This window comes from Halomonas flagellata (assembly GCF_022487945.1).
Classification (GTDB): domain Bacteria; phylum Pseudomonadota; class Gammaproteobacteria; order Pseudomonadales; family Halomonadaceae; genus Halomonas; species Halomonas flagellata.
The window spans coordinates 54,018-78,936 of the sequence record NZ_JAKVPY010000007.1; the positions used below are offsets into that span (position 1 = coordinate 54,018).

Genomic DNA, 24,919 nt, shown 5'->3' on the forward strand with positions numbered 1-24,919 from the left:
GACGGCGCGTAGCACCCGCGTGCCGCCCCTTGCTCGACTTCCTCTACCCCATGCCTACCTCCCTGCGTCTTCGCATCCTCATCGCCACCGTGGCGGTGATCGCCGTGGCCCTGGGAGAGGAGGCCAATTCACCCGACAGTGCAAGGCGGCATCATATTCGGTATGGGTGAGGATTCTGAGCACCGTGCCACGCCGCGATTTGCCCGCCCAGACATTTGTTCAGCGTTCCCCTAAAGTTGCCTCGGTAGAGGCCGATAGAGTAGGTGACCTTGGTTTACTACCACCGTTCAAGGAGGCGAGCATATGGAAGGTATTTCCGCTCTCGGAGTGGGTTCCGGGCTTGACCTGACAGGCCTGCTGGATCAACTGCGTACGGCCGAGCGTGAGAAGCTGCAGCCGATTGTCGAGCGGCGGACTCAGGAGCAGGCCAAGATCTCGGCCTATGGGCGCCTGCAGACCGGGCTGGACAAGTTTCAGGACGCCGTAGCCAAACTCAACGACACCTCGCTCTACACCGCTCTGAGCGCCAGCGTGCAGGGGGACGGCATCAGCGCCACGGCGAGCGCCGAGGCGACTGCCGGGAGCTATGAGGTCACGGTGACTCAGACTGCCCGTGCCGGCAGCCTGGCCAGTACGCGGGTGACCGATCTGGAAGCCACCCTGACCGATGCCGACGCCAGCATCGACCTTACCTTCGGCGATGGCTCAACCCACAGCGTGGCACTGGCTCAAGACGCTACCCTGGCGGAGATCCGCGATACCATCAACGATGACCCGGATGCCGGCGTCAATGCCTCGATCATCAACGATGGTGAGGGCTACCGTCTGGTGCTGACCTCGAAGGAAGCCGGCGAGGATGCCGGGATTACCGACATGACCTTCACCAACTTCACTGACGCCACCCTGGAAGCGGATGCCAGCACCCAGCAGCTGGGGCGTGACGCCCTGCTGAACATCAACGGCATCGAGATCACCAGCACGTCCAATACCGTGGAAGATGCCATTCAGGGGGTGACCCTCACATTGGATGCCAGTGCCGAAGGCAAAACGGCCACGGTGGTGGTCGAGCAGGACAGTGAGTCCCTCAAGGAAGCCGTCGGCGAGTTCGTTTCTGCCTATAATGAGATGAAGTCCACCATCGGGCGGATGACGGCGGTGACCGGTGACCCGGAGACCGCCGGCGAGCTGGTCGGCGATCGTACCGTGCGCACCATCGAGTCGCGCCTTAGTCGTGATCTTGGCGACCTGGTGGAGGGGGGAGACATCGAGCTCTTCTCTCAACTGGGCATCTCGTTGACCCCCGAGGGGCGCCTGGAGCTCGACGAGACCAAGCTCGATGAGGCGATCGCCAGTAATCCCCAGGCCCTGGCCGACTTCTTCGCCGGCGATAGCGATGAGGCCGGTATGGCAGGACGCCTGGAGGCGACCCTGGGTCAGGTGCTGGACAGTGACGGGATTCTCAAGCGTTCCATCGACAGTTCCGAAGGGCGAGTGGGGCGGCTCGAGGAGCGCTTCGACCGCACCGAGGTGCGCATCGAACGCACCGTCGATCGTTACCGCCAACAGTTTGGGCAGCTGGATGCCATGCTGGCGCAAATGAACTCCATTAACGATTTCCTGACGCAGCAGCTTAGTTCGCTGAATTTTCAGAACGATTCGTAGTCCTTCCTGAGCGATTTCCTTTACACGGGCCCGTCGATTCGGGCCCGCTTTCGTATTGGAGCGAAGGTGACGCGCTTGGTGACAGCAGGGCCTGTACCGGGCTGGGTATCGTCTCTGGGGGATACGAAAATAATTCATCCACCCCCTAAAGTCCTGCCCGGCCTGGCCGTTAACTAGGTTAACGGCCAACGGCGCCGTTGCGGCAGGCCCCGCCGTTGCAAGGCTCGGGGCGGCCAATGGAGCCCTTAACGAAGAAGGAATGACGCTATGTCCGTGATCAATACCAATATCACCGCCCTGATCGGCCAGAACAACCTGAAGTCCTCCCAGTCCATGCTGGCCAAGGCCCAGGAACGCCTTTCCTCCGGTCTGCGTATCAACAGCGCTGCCGACGATGCCGCCGGCCAGGCCATCGCCAACCGCATGACCGCCCAGATCAAGGGCATGCAGCAGGCCGAGCGTAATGCCAATGATGGCATCTCCCTTACGCAGACCATGGAAGGCGGCCTGAACCAGATCAGCGACAACCTGCAGCGTATCCGTGAGCTGGCGGTGCAGGCGGCCAACGATACCAACTCTGCCGAAGACCGGGCTTCCATCCAGCTCGAGATCGATGAGCGTGTCGCAGAAATCGACCGTGTCGCCGGTGCTACCACCTTCAACGGCACCGATCTGCTGAATGCTGCCGCAACGCTGAATATCCAGGTGGGTGCCAATACCACTGCCGGTGTCGATGACATCTCTGTGGAAACTGTCGATGCAACAGCAGCGACTCTGGCTGTTGCTGCACTGGATGTTTCTACTTTCACCAATGCTCAGGCTGCCATCGACTCCGTTGATGCGGCTCTCCAGACCATCGACGACGAGCGCGCAACTCTCGGTGCGACCCTGAACCGCTTCGATTCCGTGATCGAGAACCTGACCACCAATGCCACCAACCTCACCGAGGCCCGCTCGCGGATCGAGGATGCCGACTTCGCGGTCGAGGTCTCCAATATGACCCGCGCGAATATCCTCCAGCAGGCGGGTACTTCGATGCTGGCACAGGCCAACCAGACCCCGCAGACGGTGCTTTCCCTGCTGGGCTAAGACGCAACCGCTTGGCAGCAAGGATTGCGCCGCGCAATCCTTGCCTCGAGGCTGGCCTTCTGGCCAGCCTCGCTTCGTTGTGGGCACGGGTGACTAGGCCACCTCCTAAGAGAAGAAAAGAGGGGTAGTGAGAGGCTATTTGCCACCATCCCCCCACCGCAAGAATCGCTATCCTTGGCAATTATCATCGTATCCGACTGTCAAGGTGCCCTTGCCATGGCCAAGAAACATGCTCGTCGACGCTCCACAACGCGCGCTTCCGAGGCCGGTAACACCTTACCGGCCGCTCAACTCGGTGCCTTCGATATGGCGTTTCAAGGAGGGGATTACTCTCGAGCGCTGCGGTTGGCCGAAGCCATGGTGCAACGCTATCCAGGCGCCGCCCAGGCCCATGAGCTCTATGCCAATGTGCTGGGGCGGTTAGAGCGGTTTGATGAAGCCGGTGATGCCATGGCAAGGGTGGTGGAACTGGTGACGACGCCAGGTGCCGCCCAACTGCTGAAACTGGCCCAGTATCAGGTGCTGGCGGGGAGGGCCGCTGCCGCGGTGACGGCTCTGGAGGAGGTCGTCGAGGCTAAGCCAGCCTATCTAGTGGCCTTAGTATGGTTAAGCCGTGCCTGTCATCAACTGGGTAATAACCGTAAGGCTCTTGAGGTTAACGACCGTGCCCTGGCGCTGGATGCCCGTCATGAAGAGGTGCTGCTATGGAGAGCGCGCATCCTCGACCAGCTCAAGCGCCATGATGATGCCCTGGAGACCTTGGAGCGACTGTTAGCAGTCAACCCGAAGCACATTGGGGTTCACAACCATATCGCAACCCTCTATGTCAAGGAGGGTAGCTATAAGAAAGCCGAGGCACATTTTGCGAAGGAGCTGGAGTTAGACCCCACGAATGGCCAAGTTCATTCGAATCTCCTGATGGCGGCACACTATAATCCGGAATATAGTGCCGAAGATATCTTCGTCAAGGCGCTTGAGTGGGAAAAACGCTTTGCCAAACCTTCTCCCTCGGGCCGCGCCGATACGTTGAAGGATCCCGCGAAGAAGCTGCGCATTGGCTTGCTCTCCGGCGGTTTCAGAATGCACCCGGTGGGGCAGATGATACTTCCGGCACTAGAGAACTTGGCGGCCGAGCAGTTCGAATTGATTGCCTATAGCACCAGTCAGGTAGTCGATGAGCTGACCCGAAAAATTCAGCAGGTGGTACACCGCTGGGAAGTGATCGAAGGACTCAGCGATAGCCAGCTGGATCGGAAGTTGCGCGATGATGGCATCGATATCCTGGTCGATATGAACGGTGCCGGTGAGGGATCGCGTTGCGATACCCTGGCTCGTGAACCTGCTCCACTGATCGTCAAGTGGGTAGGGAGTCTGATAAATACTACTGGGTTAAGCTGCATCGACTATCTGCTTGGCGATAGTATCGAGGCCCCCGATGGCATCGACTCGCTTTATACGGAAAGCTTGATTCGCCTTCCCGATGACTATATCTGTTACCATGTTCCCGAAGATGCCCCCCCAGGGAATTCTCTTCCGGCACTGAGAAACGGTTACATCACTTTTGGTTGCTTGAACAACCCGGCCAAGCTATCGCCGCCGATGTTGGCAGAGTGGGCCGTACTCCTTCATGAGATCCCGGGTAGCAAGCTGTTGCTAAGAGGGGTTCAGTTCGAGAGCAAGCGTTATCGTAATAAGGTTTTCGGTACTCTTGCCGAGCACGGAATAAGTAGCGATCGCCTGATTCTGGAAGGGCCTGCTCAGCATCGAGAATTCATGGCCACCTACCAGCGCATCGATATCGCCCTGGATACCTGGCCCTACTCCGGGGGGCTGACCACCTGCGAGGCCCTGATGATGGGGGTACCGGTAGTGACCCGGGTCGGCCCCACCTTCGCTGGGCGCCATAGCGCCACCCACCTGGTCAATGCCGGGCTTCCCGAATTGGTTACCGATAGCTGGGAAGACTTCCGCAGGCGTGCCAAGGAACTGGCCAGCGACCTGCCCAGCCTGGCGGTCATCCGGGCATCCCTGCGTACCATCCTGATGGACTCCCCCATCTGTGATGGTCCCCGTTTCGCCAATCACCTGACCACGGCGCTCCGCGCCATCTGGCAGCGCCACTGCGAAGGCAAGGTGCCTGAGGCACTGACCTTCAGCAAGAGCGGAGCGGCCCAGTTCGCCGATGAGGAGGCACCGGTCAAGCTGGCCCTGGCGCTACCCAGTGATGGTTTCGATTGGCAGCTGGAGAGCCCGGTACTCGCCGTGGACAATGGCGCCGTTTTGGCCTCACGCCCGGATGCAAGAGAGTTGCTCGGTAGTGGGCGTATCGTGATGCTGAGCTTCGACCCTGGGTGCAAACTGGAGACCGTGGATCATCTGGCCCAGTATGGCGAGATTCAGCACTTCCCCAATACCAGTCTAGGTGATGGCGAGCCTGCAACCTTATATATCGCTGAGGGAGCTGAGCCCACATCCCTTCCGCCACTGGATGGCGACCTAAATATCGAGCAGCACCAGATTCCTACGATCGCCCTCGATAGCATCGAGGGACTTCCCAACATCGACCTACTGGCTCTGGATGCCAATCATGAGGGTCTGAAAGTGCTGGAGCATGCCTCGCAAGCGTTGCGTGATACCCTGCTGATCCAAGCACGTATCGCTTTTCAGCCGACGCATGAACGACAGCCCAATCTTGCCGAAGTTAGCCACTGGATGTCTCGGCATGGCTTTCGTTTCTATCGCTTGAACGATCTGGCCTACCGTAGTTACCTTCCGACACGTGATGATTTGCAACAGTATCAGGCTACCGAGTTGGAGAGTGCCGATGCGTTGTTTCTACCCAGCCATGAGCGTATAGCCGTGCTGAGTGATGATCAGCGGATCAAGCTGGCATTTTTACTGCATACGGTATATGGCGTAAAGGATTTCACCTATTCGGTGATGGCGAGCGTGGAACCCGAAAAAGCAGAACGATATCTGATAGCTGAAGGTATTGCAGGAATAAACGGTTTCGAGAGTGAGCCAATAGAATATCAGTATGCTCAAGGGGAAGATCGGTCGTCATGTGAATTTGACGATACGATCAGTCAAGATATTGATCGGGTGATGAATGGCTACTAATGAATATTCTTGAGGGCTGGCTATGATACCTATTGTCAACTTGAAAAAAGAAAAAGTGGTAAAAAAAGCACCTCCTCTGAAGGAGGAAAAAGTTACAGAGGGGCAGGAAAGCGAATTCTTGAGCTTGTTGAGAACGGCAAAGAAGCAAGAGCTCTCAGTTTTGGCAAAGCTTTTGATGCCCTATATCGCTGAGTATGAGCTCAGGCAGGTTCGTATTTGGGGGGATAAGAGCCGGGTGCATCTGGATAGAGCAACGGTATCTGTTAATGACCTTCTGATAAATACTCGCTCCGGGCACGTAACAGTAGAAGAGGAGTGTTTCTTCGGTCATCGTTGTATGCTTCTTACTGGAACGCATGACTATAAAAAGACAGGGAAAGAGCGACTTGCAGCGGTACCCGACACTGGGCGAGATATCCATGTCAAGAGAGGAGTGTGGATGGGGTCTGGCTCTACCGTACTAGGTCCGGCAGTGATAGGGGAAAATGCTGTTGTTGCAGCGGGTAGCCTTGTTGTGGGAGATGTCCCCGCTAATACTATCGTTGCTGGCCGCCCTGCCAAGCCCGTGAAAGAGATTACTGGAGAGCCGTTATGACTGCTTCCAATAAGAATCTGATTTTTACCGTGACTCATGGAAGAACAGGTACAACATTCTTGACGGAAATCTTCAGGTTATTTGATGATACGCGTTCCCTTCATGAACCAGAGCCAAATTATGCCACCGTGTTCCCTCTGGTCAAAGAGGATCCCGAACGTGCCATTACTTTCTTGGAAAAAAAGATTGATCATATCAATGGTTATCCTGAAGGTCATTATGTAGAGACGAGCAATGTTTTTGGTAAAGGCTTTTTGATCCCATTGCTCCGCCTGGGAATAATGCCTGGGTTGCTACTTTTGAATAGAGATTTCAGAAAAACAGCATCCAGCCTCTTTGAGAGGGGGAGTACACCAATGCGAACGCAAAGGGGAAGGCATTTTTCGGCGGATCCTCGTGTTCCTGGAAGTCTCCCGATTCACGAGCCGGAAAGCTTGACGGATTACCAGCTTTGCTATTGGGGGGTGCTTGATTCTTATGCGAGGCAAATTCAAGCAGCGAGTGTTTACGATAATGAAGGTGGTAAATATCGCTGGCTGACAGCCAATGATTTCCATGATTTTGACAATGTGATGGAAATAGGTGGCTTTTTTGGTTTGAGCGTTTCAGATAGAGAGGTGGCTGAAAAGCATCATAAAGAAATTGCATCCTTGCATCATAATCCTAATAAAGTGAAAGGGCGAGATCCTGAAGCTCTTTCATTTCTTGACGAGGAAGCCGAGGTCTTGAATAGAGTGGCATTTTTCGACCCTGTGTTTGTTAAAAAGGCCCTTGATTCATTATTTTTGGATGATGATGTTAAAAAAGTATTTCGATGATGGCTTCGATATCAATGGGTGCTATTTGTAGGGTCGTGGATGAGTGGGTAGGTTATAGTAACTATTATCTATATATTACCGCCCATGCCCTGATCCACGAGGTTCTTCCGCGCCTTCATACGATAGAGGCATTGGTCAATAATACCTTCGATGCGGTGATTGAGGCGGCCAGCGATCCTCGAGAGCGTGCCCGTCGCGAGGAGCAGCGCGCTGCCCTGGAGCTTGAGCTGTTTACCATTCGCCTGAACGTGGAGCACCTGCCCAAGCGCCACCCTGACACCGGCAGCTTCATCGCCATGACCGCTTCACCAATGTCACGGTGGGCACGTGGATGATCCGAGATGCGGAGGATCCAGCCTCTCGACCGAGCCACCCGGCATGCAAGGCGAACGTGGTTTGGAATCCCGCCAGCGTCAACCAGGCAATGCGAGAGGGGGGCAAGGGGCACAAAGGCAAGTGCGTGTGGTTCACCGGGCTCTCTGGATCAGGGAAGTCCACCCTGGCGAATGAGCTAGAGGTGCGATTGAACCGCTTGGGTTATCACACCATGCTCCTGGATGGCGACAACGTTCGCCACGGCTTGTGCCGTGATCTCGGCATGAGTGCGGCTGATCGCGCCGAGAACATCCGCCGAATCGGTGAGGTGGCGCGTCTTTTCACCGAGGCCGGGTTGATTGTGATTACGGCTTTCATATCGCCGTTTCGTGAAGACCGCCAGAACGCGCGTGACTTGTTTGCCGAAGGTGAGTTTGTTGAAGTGCATGTCGCTACGCCACTTGGAGTATGCGAGCAGCGCGACCCGAAAGGGCTCTATAAAAAGGCCCGGGTGGGAAAGATACAGGACTTTACCGGAATCAATAGCCCTTATGAGCCTCCGTTGAATCCGGACGTCGTCATCGATACCAGCAACTGCTTGAAAGGGCAGCGCGTAGACGAGCTATTGAAGCTGGTGGTGTAGCTGTACCGCGGGCCTGGCCGAGGCGCCAGATCTTCAACCCCAACATCGAGCCCAGCAAACTTACTGGCAGGTGCATCATCCAAGCTCAAGTTCTTGCGGCAATGGCCGATGGTACGTGAAGGCCGATCTCCGTTCGGCAAGGCTGGACTCGTCACATGGGGCAGGTAGAGGCTGGGATGACACGACCGCAGGCAGGATATATCCGGGTGGAGAACCCGGCAGAGATCGAGGCGCTGCTCGAGGCGCTGAGCGAACCGGGCGGCGCCTCCCTGCAGTTCGACGCCTCGGGTGGCAAGCCCCTGCCGGTGCTGGTCGAGGCGCAGCAGCCGGGCGACCACCTGCTGCTCGACATCAGCGCCATCCGCGAGGTCGCCGGGGCGCTCAAACGCGGCCAGCCCTTCCGCCTGTTGGGCCAGGCGCGCGACAAGATGTTGCGTACCCCGCCGCTGGTGATGGGCGAATGCTTCGAGGCGGAGGGGCGCCTGCAGTGCCAGTGCCCCTATCCGCTCAGTCTGGACGTCCTGCAGCGCCGCGAGTCCTTCCGCGCCAGGCTGCGGCTGGGCATGGAGGTGGGGGCCATCCTGCGCGGCGGTGAGGCCGAGGCGCCGATCCAGGGCGATCTCAAGGACCTGTCGCTGGAGGGCTGCCAGCTGGAGCTGCCCCTCGGGGCGGCGAGCCGGCTGGCCTCGGCCCTGCCGCTGGAGGTCGAGCTCTGTTTTCCCAACGGCACCCGCTTCGTGATCCGGGCGAACCCGCGTCATCACGTGGCCGATACCGAGCGCCAGGCGGTGCGGGCCGGTTTCCGGTTCGTCGCGCCCAGCGGGGCGCAGGAGCGCCAGCTGTGGTTCTTCGTGCGCGAGATCGAGCGGGAGGCAACCCGCCTGTCCAAGGAGGCGGATGCCTCGCTGCTGCCGTCGCCGCTGTTCCAGGCCGAGCCTTCGGCCCCGCCGCCAGTGGGTCGGCGCAATGTACAGGCCCATGCCACGCCCATGGCCAGGCGGCTCGCCAAGGTGGCCGGCTATCTGGATGCCCAGCTCCTCGAGCTCCAGCAGGGCCGCGCGCTGGATTCGGTGCAGCTCTCGCGCCATGCCGATCGGCTGCTGGCGCTGCATGACGAGGATCGCGAGGGGTTGCTGTTCGCTCCCCGCTGCATGCTGTATGAAACCGTGATGGTGCGCCATGGCCTCGCCGTGGCGGTGCACCTGCTCGACCTCGCCGCGACCGTCTCCATGCCCCGTGATGTGCGCAAGGCGATGGTCGCCTGTGCCATGGTGCACGATCTGGGCAAGGCGCTGCTGCCGAAGGCGCTGCTCGAGGCGCCCCGGCTCGATCGGGACCAGCGAGCGCAGCTGCACGCACATGTGGCGCTGCTGCGGCCGCGTCTCGAGCACTGTCAGTGGCTCGCCGGCGGCGTGGTGGAGGCCGTGGTGGAGCGCATCAACGAACGCCTCGACGGCAGCGGCTACCCCCGGGGGTTGTCCGGCGAGCGGCTTCACGAGCTGACGCGCCTGGCCATGGTGGTGGACGTCGTGGAGGCCATGCGCCGCAATCGGGCGGATCGCCCCGCCTGGGGCATCGCCGATATCTATCGTCATCTGCTCGGCCATCCCGCTCGTTTCGACCCGCGTTGGGTGAAACGCTACATCCGGCATTTCGGCCTGCTGCCGATCGGCTCGCTGGTGCGTTTCGAGGGCGGCGAGCTGGGCTGGGTGCAGGGCCTGGACGAACGCGGGCAGCCGGCCCGGGTGCAGCTCGCCGGGGAGGCCGCGCCCCCGGGCGCATCGCTCGGCGAGGTGCTGCAGGGCGAGCGGCTGGCGAGGCTGGGGCCTCCGGTGGCCGAAGTGCCGGTTTCCACCTGAGCCTAAAGTCCTGCGGCCACCCGCCGATAGAAGGAAATAACCCTTCGGGCAGGGGCTTTTCGTCGCAATATCCGGCGAAGTGTCTGGCAGACTGGTCTGGATCGTAAAGGATGCGTAATGCGGTCAGCCCGATGCGATGATCGCCAGCATGAACCGGACTAGCGCCTGCCTGACCCAGCAGTTCGACATGATGAATGCCCGGCTCGGGCGCAAGAAGTGATCGGGGCCCCGTCGGTGCCGCCCGCATGAGCCCGACCCGAGGGATACGACAGGAGTGAGATGACCATGAGTGCCATGCGTGGAGCGGCGGGCTACGGCCGCGGAGCCGGTGCCTATGCCCGGGTCGGGGTCGAGAGCGGGGTCATGGCCGCCAGCCCCCACCAGTTGATCGTGATGCTCTTCGACGGGGCCCAGGCCTCGATCCGGGCCGCCCGCCTCCATATGCAGGCCGGCAATGCGGCGGAGAAGGGCAAGACGATCTCCAAGGCCCTGGATATCGTCAACAACGGCCTGATGGCGGCGCTCGACGCCGAGCAGGGCGGCGAGATCGCCGAGCGGCTGGCCTCGCTCTACGACTACATCTCACGGCTGCTGCTGGCCGCCAACCTGCACAACGACGAGCAGAGCCTGACCCAGGCCGAGGCGTTGCTCGACGACGTGGCATCCGCCTGGCGCGAGATCGGCGACCAGGCGGCAGGGGGCTGACGATGAGACATCACCAGAGACCGCCCGGGGGCCCCGATGCCCGGCAGGTCCTGCTCGGCGCCTACGAGGCGTTGCTCGACCGCTCCTCGCGGATGCTCGATTCGGCCCGGGATGCCGACTGGGAGGCGCTTGTCGACCTGGAGACGCAGTACGTGGTGCAGGTCGAGCACATCAGCCGGCTGGATGCCGAGCTGCCCCTCGATGACGAAGGGGGCGAGCGCAAGGCCGAGCTGCTCGAGCGCATCCTCGAGCAGGATCTCGAGATCCGTCAGCGCCTCGTCGCGCGCCGTGACGAGCTCGATCGCCTGATCGGCAGTGGGCGGCGGCAGCTGGCCCTGTCGCGCACCTACGGGCCGCAGACGATAGATGCCGAGCAGCGCTTCACCAAGAAGCCGTCGTGAGTGGGATCAACCTTCTCATCGACACCCTGTTGCACCAGGTGCTCGGCAAGCGGGTCGACACCCCGCCGCCCAAGGCGCTCAACGAGCCGGTCAAGCCGGTCGCCCCGTCCGAGGCTCCCCGGGCCCTGCACAGCGATTCCCGGCTCGATGCCCGGGCCCGGGAGCCGATCACGCCCGAGATTACCCGGACCTCGCGTCAGCCGGGGAGTGCGCCGATCGCCCCCCGGTCAACCGGCGACATTCCACCGCCCTCCACCCAGACGCACTTCAGTCCCTCGGCGCGCTCCATCGCCGATCTGCTGATTCGCTTTCCCGCCCCGCCCTCGGTGGTGCGGCCGCCCGTGCCGCTGATCGCCGCCGGCGACCCCGCCTCGCCGGCCCAGTTAGCCGAGCGCCTGCAGGGCAGTGTGCGTGACAGCGGCCTGTTCTACGAATCCCACCTGACGCGCTGGTTTCGCGGCGAGCTGCCCCGCGGGCAACTGCAGCGCGAGCCGCAGATGTGGCGCACCCAGCGCTTCTCCCCCGCCTCGCCTGCCGTCGCCCGCGAGAGGCTGGCTCCCCTGCAGGTGAATATGCCGCTGCCCGGGACGGGCCGGACGCGGGGAGGCGAAGCACCGGCCGGAACGACCTTCACTGCGACGGCCGCCACGGGCGTCGCCGGGCGCGAACCCAGCGCGCCGGACGCGGGTCAGCCGTTGCCGGACGAGGCGACAAGCCGGCCGGTTCGCGTGGCGCGGGAGCCGTTGCACGAGAGCCTGCAGGGTATCGTGCGCCATCAGTTGGAGATGCTGGCCATGCCGGTGCTGCGCTGGGAAGGCGACATCTGGACGGGCATCTTCATGGCGCTGGTGGTACACCTGCCCCCGGGGGAACGGGAGGACGAGGAGGCGCCGGACGACGAAGCCGGCCGGCAGGAGCACGAATCGCAGGGTTGGCGTTCCGCCATGACGCTGCAGGTGGCCGGCCTGGGAGAGGTGGGCGTCGACCTCTGGCTGCGTGGCGAACGGCTGGATCTCGCTCTCAGGGCCCACGAGACCGGCGTGCTGCGTGAACTCGAACAGGGCATCGCTCGGCTGACGCCTCGTCTCGAGGCCTGCGGCCTGGAGGATGTCAGGGTGTGCGTCAGGCCGGCCGGCCCAGGGGGGGCGCCATGAGCGACAAGCCGCAGGAGCGACGCAAGCGTGCCGTGGCGCTGGCCTACCGTGACGATGACGATGCCCCGCGGGTGGTGGCGAAGGGCTATGGCGAGCTCGCCGAGCGCATCATGGCCGAGGCGCGGCGCCAGGGCATCCATGTGCATGACGCACCGGAGCTGGTGGCGCTGTTGATGCGCCTGGATCTCGACGAGCGGATTCCGCCGAATCTCTACCGGGTCATCGCCGAGTTGCTGGTCTGGGTGCGCGAGATCGCCGATGAAGCGGGGAAAGGGGCTGGATAGCAGTTTGCTTTTGTAAAAAAATGATATTTTTTTGTAAAAAATCAAACTTTACTTTGTTGCAAGATAGACGCTAACTCGATTCCGCTACGCCAGTAGCATGATTTTTCTCATATTTTTTTCCACCCAGTCCCGGCTCGGATTTTTTCGTTTCCTGACTGTAGCATTTCGGACGATTGCAAGCCGGCAATAAATGTTCACAATTTGTCAGCGAACTGACGTCCGCAACGATGACCAAGCCGGAAGAGCATGGCCGGGCGGAAAAAAACAATAACCTTGGGTGTCACCCTCTGCACGCGGGCCCACCTTGGCGCAGGGAATTAGGGAGCCATGAACGATATTCTGGACGAGATCGAGGAACTCAACCTCGCCTACCTTCTGCTCGCGCAGCGCATGCTGCACAGCGACCGTACCTCGGCAATGTTCCGCCTCAAGATCGATGACAAGATGGCGGAGCTACTGCTGTCGCTCAATGCCCGACAGCTGGCGAAGCTGGCGCGGACCAACCAGTTGCTGTGTCACTTCGGCCATGACAGCGCCGAGCGGCTACGCCAGGTGACCCACAATCAGCGCGAACAGGGTCTCTCCCACTTCCACGCGTCCCTGCTGATGGCCTGCCGTCAGGAAGAGCTGGCCGTGGGAGCCTGACCCATGTCACAGAAGAGTCTGGTCGCCGAAATGGAGCAGGTGCAGCTGGCCATCGAGCTGATCGAGCTCGGGGCCCGGCTGCAGGTGCTGGAAACCGAAACCGACATCAGCCGTGCCCGGCTGATCAAGCTCTACAAGGAAGTCCGCGGCATGTCGCCGCCCAAGGGCATGCTGCCGTTCTCCACCGACTGGTTCATCACCTGGTTGCCCAATATCCACTCCTCGCTGTTCTACAACATCTACTCGCGGTTGCGGGAAGATCATGGCTGCGAGCGCATGGAGGCCTTCGTGCGGGCCTTCCGGCTCTACCGGGAACAGGTGCAGATCGACGGCGTCGAGGCAGTGCTGGGGCTGACCCGGGCCTGGACCCTGGTGCGCTTCTTCGAGAGCGACCTGCTGCAGCTCTCGGAGTGCGCCCGCTGTGGCGGTCACTTCGTCGCCCACGCCCACAGCCCCGCGCACGACTATGTGTGCGGCATCTGCCAGCCCCCCTCCCGGGCCGGCAAGACCCGCAAGCGGCAGCAGGCCTCGGCCGTGGCCGCCGACAGTGCCCGGGAACCTGGCGTTCGCCACCAGGCCTGATCTCTGCTGAGTCCACCGGACGCCCCTTCGTGGGGCGTCTGTCGTTCAGGGGCGGCCCCTGCCGATTTTTTCCGCCCTCTTCCTCAAGTCCCTCTCGGTGCTGCCGATAACGGAGATGACGCTCCCGCTGCCGAGCGCGTGCGTCGAGCCGCGGGGACGTCGATGGTGTAACGCCAGCCGTGGGGCGAAAAACGTTGTGAGAAAAGGATACCGGCAGTGCTGATACCCCTTGGATATATCGTCGTCATCCTCTGCGTGTTCGGTGGCTTCGTGCTGGCCGGCGGTAGCCTGGGCCCCCTCTACCAGCCCACCGAGTTCCTGATGATCGGCGGGGCCGGCATCGGCGCCTTCATCGCCTCCAACAACGGCAAGGCGATCAAGGCCACCTTCCGCATCTTCCCGCGACTGCGGCGCTCCAAGAAGTACAACAAGGCGCTCTACATGGAACTGATGGCGCTGCAGTTCAAGCTGCTCTCCAAGATCCGCCGCGAGGGCATGCTGGGGATCGAGCGGGACATCGACAACCCCGCGGAGAGCACGCTGTTCAACGAGCACCCCCAGGTGCTCGCCGACCCCATGATCATGAACTTCCTCACCGACTACCTGCGCCTGATGGTCAGCGGCAGCATGGACCCCATGGAGATCGACGAACTGATGCTGCATGAGATCGAGGCCTTCGAGCAGGAGGCGCATGTGCCTGCCGATGCCATTGCCAAGGTCGGCGACGCCATGCCCGCCTTCGGCATCGTGGCGGCGGTCATGGGGGTGGTGCGGGCCCTGAGCACCGCCGATGCCGCTCCCGACGAGATGGGCGTGATGATCGCCCACGCCCTGGTCGGCACCTTCCTGGGGATCCTGCTGGGCTACGGCTTCATCAATCCGGTGGCCAGCCGTATCGAACGCCAGGCCAAGGAGGCGGAGAAGATGCTGCAGTGCATTCGGGTCACCCTGCTGGCCAGCCTGCACGGCTATGCCCCGCAGTTGGCGGTGGAGTTCGGCCGCAAGGCCCTGCACACCGCCGAACGCCCCGGCTTCAGCGAGCTCGAGGAGTACGTACGCAACGCCAGGTCGGGTGCGGGTAGCGCATGAGTACGGCGGGGGAGCGGCGGCCGATCATCATCCGCCGCAAGAAGGTGGTCAACCACCACCATGGCGGCAGCTGGAAGATCGCCCTGGCCGACTTCATGACGGCGCTGATGGCGCTGTTCCTGGTGATGTGGATCCTCGCCGCGGCGTCGCCGGAGCAGCGCGAGGGGGTCGCCGACTATTTCAGTACTCCGCTGGTCGGTGCCATCACCGGCGGGGAGCGGATCACCGGCAGCACCCGGCCGATCCCCGGCGGCGGGCCGGATCCGGCCCACACCGACGGCGAGCGGGCGCGCATCGACATGCGCACCCAGACCCGCCCCAGCGACGAGCAGCGGCGCTTCTTCATGGACCTGCAGCGGCGCATCGAGACGGTGATCGAGGCCGATCCCGAGCTGCGCCAGCTGAGGCCGCAGCTGCGCTTCGACCTGACCCAGGAGGGGCTGCGGATCCAGCTGCTGGATACCGAGCAGCGGCCGATGTTCGATCTCGGCAGCGACCGGGTGGCGCCCTACATGCGCGACCTGCTGCGCACCATCGCCCCGCTGCTCAACGAGCTGCCCAATGACCTGAGCCTCAGTGGCCATACCGACAGCCTGGCCTATCTCAACGGCTACCGGGGCTACGGCAACTGGGAGCTCGCCAGCGGTCGGGCCAACGCCTCGCGCCGCGAGCTGGTGGCGGGCGGGCTGGAACCGGACAAGCTGCTGCGGGTGTCGGGCTTCGCCGACCGGGTGCCGATGCCGGATACCGCCCCGGTCGACCCGATCAACCGACGCATCGAACTGCTGGTGCTCTTCCCGCAGGTGAGCGAGCGGATCCGCTCGCCCAGCCTGCTGGACGGCCCCGGCATGCCGTCGCTGCTGAGGCGGCGAGACACCAGGCCCATCGACCCGGCGCCGGTGGAGCGATTCACCGACAGCCTGCGCCAGGCCCTCGATGGCGAACAGGGGCGCTGAGCCCCGTCAACAACTCCAGGGTGGAAAACGCGGATGGATATCACCGATTTCTACGACACCTTCTTCGAGGAAGCCGAAGAGCTGCTCGCCGACATGGAGCGCTACCTCCTGGAACTGGATGTCGAGGAGCCGGACGCCGAACAGCTCAATGCGATCTTCCGCGCCGCGCACTCGATCAAGGGTGGCGCCGGCACCTTCGGCTTCGACGTGCTGCAGAAGACGACCCACCTGTTCGAGAACCTGCTCGACCATACCCGCCGCGGGGAGCTCGCCCTGCGGCGTGACATCGTCGACACCTTTCTGGAAACCAAGGACATGCTTCACGACCAGCTGGATGCCTATCGCAACGGCAACGAGCCGGACCAGGAGGCCTTCGAGCGCATCTGCCGGACCCTGCAGCAGCTGGCGCTGGAGGAGATCGGCCAGGACCTCGACGGCGGCGGGGCGCCTGCACCGACGGCGGCCATGGCGCCCGAGCCGACGCCCGTGGTCGAGCCGGAAGCGGGGGCTGCCACCGCCTCCGGCCACCTGATCGTGGCCCTGCTGGGGCTGAGCGACGCGAACCGCCAGTTGCTGGTCGAGGAGCTCGGCCAGCTCGGCGAGGTGCGCGACCAGTCCGGCGACGCGGCCCGCTACGAGGTGACGCTCGAGACCACGGCCAGCGCCGATGACATCGAGGCGGTGATGTGTTTCATCGTCGAGCCGGAGCAGGTCGAGGTGCGCGCGGCCGGCGGTGAGTCCTCGACGACCGCCGCGACCGACCCAGAGCCGCCGGCGGCCGACGCCCCTGCCGAGCCGGCGTCCGGCGGACCGGCAGCCACCGCCGTGACCCGGTCGGCACCGACACAGAAGCCGGCGGCCAAGTCGAAGGCCAAGGGAGCCGGCGAGTCGACCTCGATCCGTGTCTCGGTGGACAAGGTGGACCAGATCATCAACCTGGTGGGCGAGCTGATCATCACCCAGTCGATGCTCGACCAGACCGTCGGCGAACTCGACGGCGTGACCAACGGCTCGCTGGTCAACGGCATGAACCTGCTGCAGCGCAACGCCCGGGACCTGCAGGAAGCGGTGATGTCGATCCGCATGATCCCCATGGACTTCGTCTTCAGTCGCTTTCCCCGTGTCGTGCGCGAGACCTCGAGCAAGCTCGGCAAGGAGATCGAGCTGATCACCGAGGGCGAGTCCACCGAGCTCGACAAGAGCCTCACCGAGCGCATCATCGACCCCCTCACCCACCTGGTGCGCAACAGCCTCGACCACGGCATCGAGCCGCCGGAGGTGCGCGAGGCCGCGGGCAAGCCGCGCACCGGCAAGCTCACGCTCTCGGCCCGGCACCAGGGTGGCAACATCCTCATCGAGGTGATCGACGACGGAGCGGGTCTCAACCGCGACAGGCTGCTGGCCAAGGCCCGCGAGAATGGCCTGAACGTCGCGGACACCATGAGCGACGACGAGGTGTGGCAGCTGATCTTCGCCCCCGGCTTCTCCACCGCCAGGGAGGTCACTGACGTCTCCGGTCGCGGCGTCGGCATGGACGTGGTCAAGCGCAACATCCAGGGCATGGGCGGGCATGTGCAGATCATGTCGACGCCCGGTGAGGGGACGACGATCCGTATCGTGCTGCCGCTGACCCTGGCGATCCTCGACGGCATGTCGATCAAGGTGGGCGACGAGGTGTTCATCCTGCCGCTGTCGGCGGTGCTCGAGTCGCTGCAGCCGGCCAGGGAGGACCTCTACGCCATGGCCGGCGACGACGTGGTGCTCAAGGTGCGCGACGAGTACCTGCCGGTGGTGGCGGTCCACGAGGCCCTGGACGTGCCCGGTGCGAGGACCGAGTTGACCGAGACCATCGCGGTGATCGTGCAGGGCGAGGGACGCCGCTATGCCTTGCTGGTGGACGACCTGGTCGGCCAGCAGCAGGTGGTGGTGAAGAACCTGGAGACCAACTATCGCAAGGTGCCGGGGGTATCGGCGGCGACCATCCTGGGGGACGGCAGCGTGGCCCTGATCCTCGACATCACCGGCCTGCACCGCCTCAGCCGGACCAAGAAGGAGGCTCGTCGTCCCGGGCGTGCCGCCCACTCTCTCGAAGCCTTATCCGACAACGCGCTGGAGACATCATCATGAACCAGATGACCGATGCGGCCCTGACCGCGGCCGACGCCCACCACCGTGAGTTCCTGGTGTTCTCGCTGGGCGAGGAGGAGTACGCCGTCGATATCCTCAAGGTGCAGGAGATCCGCGGCTACGAGAACGTCACGCGGATCGCCAATGCCCCGGACTTCATCAAGGGCGTCACCAACCTGCGCGGCGTGATCGTGCCGATCGTCGACCTGCGCATCAAGTTCCACCTCGACAAGGTCGAGTACGGCGGCCAGACCGTGGTGATCGTGGTCAACGTCCAGGATCGGATCGTGGGCATCGTGGTCGACGGCGTTTCCGACGTCATGACCCTGTCGCCGGACCAGATCAAGCCGGCCCCGGAGTTCGGGGTGACCCTGTCGTCGGACTTCCTCAGCGGCCTGGGCAGCCTCGATGACCGCATGCTGGTGCTGGTGGACATCGACAAGCTGCTGACGAGCGAGGAGATGGCGCTGGTCGAGCACGCCGGCGAGTGAGCCGGCCCCCACCGGCCTCAAGCACCGGCGGCACGGGCCGATATCCAGCCATGAGTGCCGGTGCGAGGCGGGACGCACCGATACCACCACAACACCAGATGAGTACGACCGAGGACGCCATGAAGGGACCGTCGACAACGAAAAGACTGTGGGGACTGCTGGGCATCATCTGGCTGGCCATGCTGCTGCTGGTCGGCTGGGGCGCCTGGGAGAAGCGGCAGACCATGCTCAGCGAGCGCAAGGCGGCGCTCGGCGACACCATCGACATGGCGATGAACGCCATCGCCGGCCAGGCCGAGCGGGTCGAGAGTGGCGAGCTCGACGAGGCCGAGGCCAGGACCCTGGCGGCGGCCATGGTCCGCGACATGACCTATGACCAGGGTCGCGGCTACCTCTATGTCTTCAACGAGGACTACGAGCTGCTGGCCCACCCGCGCCTGCCGGTGGGCACCTCCGTCGGTGACTTCCAGAACGAGGAGGGGCGCTACCTGTTCCGGGAGTTCCTCGAGTCCGTGCGGCACGACGATGGCTTCGTCGACTATCTCTGGGCCCACGAGGCGCAGGGCGGCCTGGCGGAGAAGTCCTCGTTCCACGCCTTCTACGCGCCCTGGGGCTGGGTGGTGGGCACCGGGGTCTACATCGATGACATCGACGCCGCCTTCCTCGCCTCGCTGGTCGGCAACCTGCTCGCGCTGCTGGCGGTGGGCCTGCCGCTGACGGGACTGATGGGGCTCGCGATCCGCGACATCTCCCGGCGTCTCGGCGGCGACCCGCGCTATGCCGCCGAGGTGGTCAGCCATATCGCCGACGGCGATCTGACCCGTGACGTGCGCCTGAGTGCGGGCGACCGGCAGAGCCTGCTCTACGACATCGACCGCATGCGCGCTTCGCTGGCCTCGACCATCGGCGAGATCCACCACAGCGCCGACGAGCTCAACCACGCCGTGGCGGAACTCGCCGCGGGCAACGACGAGCTGGCCACCCGCACCGAGCAGCAGGCGGCGTCGCTCGCCGAGACCGCCTCGAGCATGGAGCAGCTGACCGCCACCGTGAAGCAGAACTCCGAACACGGCGAGCAGGCCCGTGAACTGGCCGGCAGCGCGGCGCAGAGCGCCGAGCGGGGCCGCCAGGCCATGACCAGCGTGATCGACTCCATGTCGGCGATCAACGAGAGCGCCGGCCAGATGACCACCATCGTCGAGACCATCGACGCCATTGCCTTCCAGACCAACATCCTGGCGCTCAACGCCTCCGTCGAGGCCGCCAGGGCCGGCGAGCATGGCCGCGGTTTCGCCGTGGTCGCCGAGGAGGTGCGCAAGCTGGCCAGTCGCAGCGCCGAGGCCGCCCAGGAGATCAAGGGCTTGATCGGGACCTCGGACAACCAGGTCGTCGAGGGCACCCGCCAGGTGGAGGAGACCGGCGGGATCATCGCCGGTATCGCCCGGGAGATCACCCAGTTGAGCACCCTGGTCGACGAGATCTCCGCCGCCTCCCGGGAGCAGAGCCACGGCATCGAGCAGGTCAACGAGGCGGTCTCCCAGATGGATCGCATGACCCAGCAGAACGCCGGCCTGGTCGAGGAGCACACCGTCGCCTCGCAGCGCCTGGCCGACCAGGGCCAGCGCCTGCGTGCACATGTCGAGCGCTTCCGTGTCGCTGCCGGCCAGCGGGCGGCAGCAGGCTCGGACGAGGCCCGGCATCCCGCCCTGGCGGCGCCCGAGACGCACCGCGCGGCGGCGGCGAGCAAGGCACTGGCCGAGGCCTGAACCAGCCGTGTCATGACGCCCCCTGGCGTCGGGGGAGGGGAACCGGCCGCGAGAGCCGGGCCCTCCCCGAATCCGAAGGGTGCCAAGGCTCGACCGTGGCAGAAGCAGGGAATTTCACAGACGGGGTGGCAGCGTGAAGCGATGGGTGAAGCGGGTTCTCGATAACATGACGGTGCGGCTGAGCTGGTTCCTGGTGCTGGGAACCTTCTTCGTCCTGATCCTGGCGCTCAGCGGGTTGGGCCTCTACGTGCTCGAGCAGGGACGTCAGGCGGTCGCCGAGATGGCCCCCCATGCCGGCGAGGCCGGCGCGCTGCAGCAGCAGGCCTTCGCCGCGGCGGCGGACGCCCTGCGCCTGGCCATCGTCGCCGTGCTGCTGCTCGCGGTACTGACCACATTGACCGTGGTCTGGGGCGTCACCGTCAACGTGATCCGGCCGCTCTCGCGGGTGGTGGCACACTTCGACACCATGGCCGGCGGCGACCTCGCGGTGCCGATCGAGCATCTCGGCGACAATGAGATCGGCCGGCTCTACGCTGCGGTGGAAAAGATGCAGCAGAGCCTGTCGCGGACCGTGGGAACGGTGCGCGGAAGCAGCGACGCCATCTACCGCGGCTCGCAGCGCATCGCCCACGGCAACAGCGACCTCTCGGCGCGGACCGAACAGCAGGCCGCCTCCCTGGAGGAGACCGCCTCGAGCATGGAGGAGCTCTCCTCCACGGTGAAGCAGAACGCCGACAATGCCCATCATGCCAACCAGCTGGCCGTGGAGGCCTCGCGTACCGCCTGGGCGGGCGGTGAGGTGGTGGGCGAGGTGGTCACCACCATGCACGAGATCCGCCAGAGCTCGCAGCAGATCACCGAGATCATCAAGGTGATCGATTCCATCGCCTTCCAGACCAATATCCTGGCGCTCAACGCTTCCGTCGAGGCCGCCCGGGCCGGCGAGCAGGGGCGCGGCTTCGCCGTGGTGGCCGGCGAGGTGCGCAATCTGGCCGGGCGTTCGGCCGATGCCGCCCGCGAGATCCGCGGCCTGATCGAGGCCTCGGTGGCCCGGGTCGAGACCGGCACCGCGCGAGCCGACAGGGCCGGCCAGACCATGGGCGAGATCGTCGCCGCGGTGCAGAAGGTGAGCGACATCATGGACGAGATCGCCTCCGCCTCCCAGGAACAGAGCCACGGTATCGACCAGGTCAACCTGGCCGTGGCGCAGATGGACCAGGTGACCCAGCAGAACGCCGCGCTGGTGCAACAGGCCGCCGCCGCGGCCCACCAGGTGGAGGCCGAGGCGGAGCGACTCAAGGGGGCCGTGGCCGGCTTCCGCCTGGCCGGGGGCGGTAGCGACGATACCGGCGACCTGGCCCGCTGGATGCCGTCCCTGATGCCGTCGCGGAGGGACGGGGCACGCCAGGAACCCGCCGGCCGCCTCGGCCACGACCATCCTAACGACAACCCATCGACAAGAGCGGCGCCGACAGCCGCCACCAGGGGAAATGACGATGCGCGATAATCAACCTGTCACCCGGCAGGAGTACCAGCTCGAGGACGATCACTTCCTGATCTCCCGTACCGACCTCAAGGGGCGGATCACCTACGCCAACCCGGCCTTCGCCGAGGTCAGCGGCTTCAGCCACGACGAACTGATCGGGGCGCCCCACAACCTGGTGCGCCACCCGGACATGCCGCCGGAGGCCTTCGCCAACCTCTGGGAGACCCTCGCCGCCGGCGAGAGCTGGCGCGGGCTGGTCAAGAACCGGCGCAAGAACGGCGACCACTACTGGGTCGACGCCAACGTCACCCCCATCGTCGAGGAGGGCGAGGTGGTCGGCTACGCCTCGGTGCGGGTCAAGGCCAGCCGCGAGGCGATCGAGCGGGCCGAGGATGCCTATGCCCGGATCCGCGCCGGCAAGGGCAAGCACCTGCGCCTGGAGCGCGGCCAACTGCGCCGTCGCGGGCTGCGCGGGGCCCTGGCGCGTCTCAATTTTTCCACCATGCGCGCGCGGATCTCCCTGATGGTCGGGGTGGCGGCGCTGCTGCTGCTGGCCAGCGGCGGCATGGGGCTGTTCAGTCTCCAGGTGTCCGGCGAGCGGCTGGCGGAGCTCAATCGCGACGGCCTCGAGGACGTGGTGCGCCTGCAGCAGATCGGTCAATTGGTGGCCGAGGCGCCGCAGAGCCTGTCGCGCCAGGACCGCAGGTCGGTGATGAGCGCGCGCGAGGAGCGCGCCGCCGATCTGCAGCAGACCGTCGAGCGGCTCGAGGCGATCTGGGCCGACTTCATGGCCCGCGAGGTCAACCAGGCGCCCGAGACCCGTGCCTTCGGCGAGGCACTGGATGCCTTCATGCAGGACGGACTGCTGCCGATGGCCGCCTCGCTCACCGGCGAGTCCTTCGATGCGCTGATGGCGCTCAACAAACAGCTGGCGCCGCTGCTGGAGTCGTCGGGGGAGCTGGTGGCGACGGCCAACGAACTCATCGAGCGCAAGCGTCAGGCCGCCGAGGCGATGGCCGCCGCCGCCGAGGCCGGCCAGCGGCAGATGCTGCTGGCCCAGGCCGGGGGGCTGGCCGCCGGCCTGCTGCTGCTGGTCGTGCTGGGCGTCATGACGCTGCGGGCGGTGGCCCGGCCGCTGCGCGACGCCATGGCCTTCACCCTTCAGATCGCCGCCGGCAACCTGGCGGCCCGGGTGCCGGCGCGCCGTCGCGACGAGGTCGGCCGGCTGCTGGGGGCCCTGGACATCATGCGCAAGAGCCTCGGCAGCATCGTCGGCGACGTCCATGGCGGCATCCAGGTGGTGACCCCGGCGGCCCGCGACATCGCCGTCGGCAACGACGACCTCTCCTCGCGCACCGAGCAGCAGGCGGCGTCGCTGCAGCAGACCGCCTCGAGCATGGAGGAGATGACCACCACCGTGGAGCAGAACACCGACAACGCCCGCCAGGCCAGCGGCCTGGCCACCGAGAACGCCGGCCGGGTCCGCGAGACCGGCGAGCTGATGCAGGAGGTGGTGGCGACCATGGGACGCATCACCGAGAGCTCGCGCAGGATGACCGAGATCATCGACGTCATCGACTCCATCGCCTTCCAGACCAACATCCTGGCGCTCAACGCCTCCGTCGAGGCGGCCCGGGCCGGCGAGCAGGGCCGCGGCTTCGCCGTGGTGGCCGGCGAGGTCCGCAACCTGGCCGGGCGCAGTGCCGACGCCGCCAAGGAGATCCGCACGCTGATCGACGACTCCTCCCGGGAGATCGGTACCGGCGCCGAGGTGGTGACGCGGGCGGAGGGAGCCATCGCCGAGGTGGTGTCGGCGACCACCCGGGTCAACGACATCATGGGCGAGATCACCGCGGCCTCCGAGGAGCAGAGCGGCGGCATCGGCCAGATCAACCAGGCCATCACCGAGATGGACCAGGTCACCCAGCAGAACGCCGCACGGGTCCAGGCCAGCGCCCGGGCCGCGGCCGAGCTGGAGCGCCAGGCGCAGCTGCTGTCGATCGCCGTGTCGGCCTTCCGCCTGCGCGGCGCCGGCATGGAGCGGGCGCCGAGCCTCGAGGCGCGGCCCGCCCGGGCCGCCGACAAGGGCGCCGATGGCACCGGCCGGCCGGCCCTGCCCGCATCCGGCCAGGCCGAGTCGCGGCAGCCGGTGCGTCACCAGGCCGCCGACGTTGAGGAGTGGGAGGAGTTTTGATCGAACCACGGGAACCACCGGCTTTCACCGCCGGCGGCTGGTCGTCCTCCGGGGGCCTGGAGCGGGACCTGGAGCTGACCGATGCCGACTTCGCGCGGATTCGCGAGCTGATCTACCGGCGTGCCGGCATCGTGCTGGCCGAGCACAAGCGCGAGATGGTCTATAGCCGGCTCGCCAAGCGCCTGCGCTATCACGGCCTGACCCGCTTTGGCGACTACCTGGCGCGGCTCGAGCGCCAGCCCGAGGCCCGCGAGTGGGAGGCCTTCACCAATGCCCTGACCACCAACCTCACGGCCTTCTTCCGCGAGGCGCACCACTTCCCGCTGCTGGCCGAGCACCTGCGCGGCCGGCCGGGGCCGGTGCGGATCTGGAGCGCGGCGGCCTCCACCGGTGAGGAGCCCTACTCCATCGCCATGACCCTGGCCGAGACCCTGGGCCCCCGACCCCGGGAGGCCACGGTGATCGGTACCGACATCGACAGCGACGCCCTGGCCCGGGCGCGGGCCGGCATCTATCCCCTGGAGCAGGTGCACAAGCTGGAGGAGGCGAGGGTCAAGCGCTTCTTCCAGAAGGGCACGGGGCGCCAGGCGGGACTGGCCAGGGTGCGGCCCGACATCCGGGCCATGGTGGCGTTCGAGTCGCTCAACCTGCTGGCCCCCGGCTGGGCCCTCAAGGGGCCCTTCGACGCCATCTTCTGTCGCAACGTGATGATCTACTTCGACAAGGAGACCCAGGCGCGGATCCTCGAGCGTTTCGCCCCGCTGCTCAAGCCCGACGGCCTGCTGTTCGCCGGCCATTCCGAGAACTTCTCCTATATCAGCCAGGCGTTCCGGCTGCGGGGGCAGACGGTCTACACGCTGGCCTGAAGGGAAAGCCTGGCACGGGCCGCCTAAAGTTCGGGGGCCTGGCGCCGATAGCAGAACATGAAGCCAGAACTC

The 24,919-nt window shown here is 64.5% G+C and carries 22 protein-coding genes; all 22 read left to right on the forward strand.

The features are described 5' to 3' along the window. Positions 1-303 precede the first annotated feature (303 nt). The 22 genes from fliD (at position 304) to MKP05_RS07560 (ending at position 24,847) form a co-directional block, all read left to right on the forward strand. Positions 304-1,662 carry a flagellar filament capping protein FliD gene (fliD, locus tag MKP05_RS07455; RefSeq protein WP_240567732.1) on the forward strand — a complete coding sequence of 453 codons (1,359 nt, stop codon included), beginning with the start codon at positions 304-306 and terminating at the stop codon, positions 1,660-1,662. Positions 1,663-1,929: 267 nt separating this feature from the next. After that, positions 1,930-2,751, forward strand: a complete 822-nt coding sequence (locus MKP05_RS07460) for a flagellin N-terminal helical domain-containing protein (protein ID WP_240567733.1) — start codon at positions 1,930-1,932, stop codon at positions 2,749-2,751. 216 nt (positions 2,752-2,967) lie between these two features. Next, positions 2,968-5,871: an O-linked N-acetylglucosamine transferase family protein gene (locus tag MKP05_RS07465; protein WP_240567734.1), complete on the forward strand. Its 2,904-nt coding sequence runs from the start codon at positions 2,968-2,970 to the stop codon at positions 5,869-5,871. A gap of 22 nt (positions 5,872-5,893) precedes the next feature. Next, a complete protein-coding gene (locus MKP05_RS07470) occupies positions 5,894-6,466 on the forward strand; it encodes an acyltransferase (RefSeq protein ID WP_240567735.1) in 573 nt (190 codons plus the stop codon). Next, the gene (locus tag MKP05_RS07475) at positions 6,463-7,284 is read left to right on the forward strand and encodes a hypothetical protein (RefSeq protein ID WP_240567736.1); all 822 of its coding nucleotides are present in this window, start codon (positions 6,463-6,465) and stop codon (positions 7,282-7,284) included. Before MKP05_RS07470 ends, MKP05_RS07475 begins: the two co-directional genes overlap by 4 nt. A gap of 35 nt (positions 7,285-7,319) precedes the next feature. Beyond that, a complete protein-coding gene (locus MKP05_RS07480; protein ID WP_240567737.1) occupies positions 7,320-7,619 on the forward strand; it encodes a hypothetical protein in 300 nt (99 codons plus the stop codon). Next, complete coding sequence (gene cysC, locus MKP05_RS07485) at positions 7,616-8,242, forward strand: adenylyl-sulfate kinase (protein ID WP_240567738.1); 627 nt, start codon at positions 7,616-7,618, stop codon at positions 8,240-8,242. Before MKP05_RS07480 ends, cysC begins: the two co-directional genes overlap by 4 nt. A gap of 176 nt (positions 8,243-8,418) precedes the next feature. Next, positions 8,419-10,101 (forward strand): HD domain-containing phosphohydrolase, encoded by a 1,683-nt coding sequence (locus MKP05_RS07490; protein ID WP_240567739.1) that lies wholly within the window; start codon positions 8,419-8,421, stop codon positions 10,099-10,101. A gap of 285 nt (positions 10,102-10,386) precedes the next feature. Then, on the forward strand, positions 10,387-10,806 hold the full coding sequence (gene fliS / locus MKP05_RS07495) for a flagellar export chaperone FliS (RefSeq protein WP_110284587.1): 420 nt from the start codon (positions 10,387-10,389) through the stop codon (positions 10,804-10,806). A gap of 2 nt (positions 10,807-10,808) precedes the next feature. Beyond that, on the forward strand, positions 10,809-11,207 hold the full coding sequence (locus MKP05_RS07500) for a flagellar protein FliT (RefSeq protein ID WP_240567740.1): 399 nt from the start codon (positions 10,809-10,811) through the stop codon (positions 11,205-11,207). Next, complete coding sequence (gene fliK / locus MKP05_RS21870) at positions 11,204-12,361, forward strand: flagellar hook-length control protein FliK (protein WP_240567741.1); 1,158 nt, start codon at positions 11,204-11,206, stop codon at positions 12,359-12,361. The genes MKP05_RS07500 and fliK overlap by 4 nt, the downstream gene beginning before the upstream one ends. After that, positions 12,358-12,645: an EscU/YscU/HrcU family type III secretion system export apparatus switch protein gene (locus tag MKP05_RS07510; RefSeq protein WP_110284586.1), complete on the forward strand. Its 288-nt coding sequence runs from the start codon at positions 12,358-12,360 to the stop codon at positions 12,643-12,645. The genes fliK and MKP05_RS07510 overlap by 4 nt, the downstream gene beginning before the upstream one ends. Before the next feature lie 327 nt (positions 12,646-12,972). Beyond that, positions 12,973-13,290 carry a flagellar transcriptional regulator FlhD gene (flhD, locus tag MKP05_RS07515; RefSeq protein ID WP_240567742.1) on the forward strand — a complete coding sequence of 106 codons (318 nt, stop codon included), beginning with the start codon at positions 12,973-12,975 and terminating at the stop codon, positions 13,288-13,290. Positions 13,291-13,293: 3 nt separating this feature from the next. Beyond that, positions 13,294-13,872, forward strand: a complete 579-nt coding sequence (flhC, locus tag MKP05_RS07520) for a flagellar transcriptional regulator FlhC (protein ID WP_110284265.1) — start codon at positions 13,294-13,296, stop codon at positions 13,870-13,872. Between the two features lie 216 nt (positions 13,873-14,088). After that, a complete protein-coding gene (motA, locus tag MKP05_RS07525) occupies positions 14,089-14,961 on the forward strand; it encodes a flagellar motor stator protein MotA (RefSeq protein WP_240567743.1) in 873 nt (290 codons plus the stop codon). Then, entirely contained in the window at positions 14,958-15,917 is a 960-nt protein-coding gene (gene motB / locus MKP05_RS07530) for a flagellar motor protein MotB (RefSeq protein WP_240567744.1), read from the forward strand. The genes motA and motB overlap by 4 nt, the downstream gene beginning before the upstream one ends. A gap of 33 nt (positions 15,918-15,950) precedes the next feature. Further along, positions 15,951-18,044, forward strand: a complete 2,094-nt coding sequence (gene cheA, locus MKP05_RS07535) for a chemotaxis protein CheA (protein WP_240567745.1) — start codon at positions 15,951-15,953, stop codon at positions 18,042-18,044. Beyond that, on the forward strand, positions 18,041-18,535 hold the full coding sequence (locus tag MKP05_RS07540; RefSeq protein WP_240567746.1) for a chemotaxis protein CheW: 495 nt from the start codon (positions 18,041-18,043) through the stop codon (positions 18,533-18,535). The genes cheA and MKP05_RS07540 overlap by 4 nt, the downstream gene beginning before the upstream one ends. A gap of 98 nt (positions 18,536-18,633) precedes the next feature. Beyond that, positions 18,634-20,301 (forward strand): methyl-accepting chemotaxis protein, encoded by a 1,668-nt coding sequence (locus MKP05_RS07545; protein ID WP_240567747.1) that lies wholly within the window; start codon positions 18,634-18,636, stop codon positions 20,299-20,301. A gap of 133 nt (positions 20,302-20,434) precedes the next feature. Beyond that, complete coding sequence (locus tag MKP05_RS07550; RefSeq protein ID WP_439108971.1) at positions 20,435-21,808, forward strand: methyl-accepting chemotaxis protein; 1,374 nt, start codon at positions 20,435-20,437, stop codon at positions 21,806-21,808. Further along, the gene (locus MKP05_RS07555; protein WP_240567748.1) at positions 21,798-23,981 is read left to right on the forward strand and encodes a methyl-accepting chemotaxis protein; all 2,184 of its coding nucleotides are present in this window, start codon (positions 21,798-21,800) and stop codon (positions 23,979-23,981) included. The genes MKP05_RS07550 and MKP05_RS07555 overlap by 11 nt, the downstream gene beginning before the upstream one ends. After that, entirely contained in the window at positions 23,978-24,847 is an 870-nt protein-coding gene (locus MKP05_RS07560) for a CheR family methyltransferase (protein ID WP_276316548.1), read from the forward strand. Before MKP05_RS07555 ends, MKP05_RS07560 begins: the two co-directional genes overlap by 4 nt. Positions 24,848-24,919 lie beyond the last annotated feature (72 nt).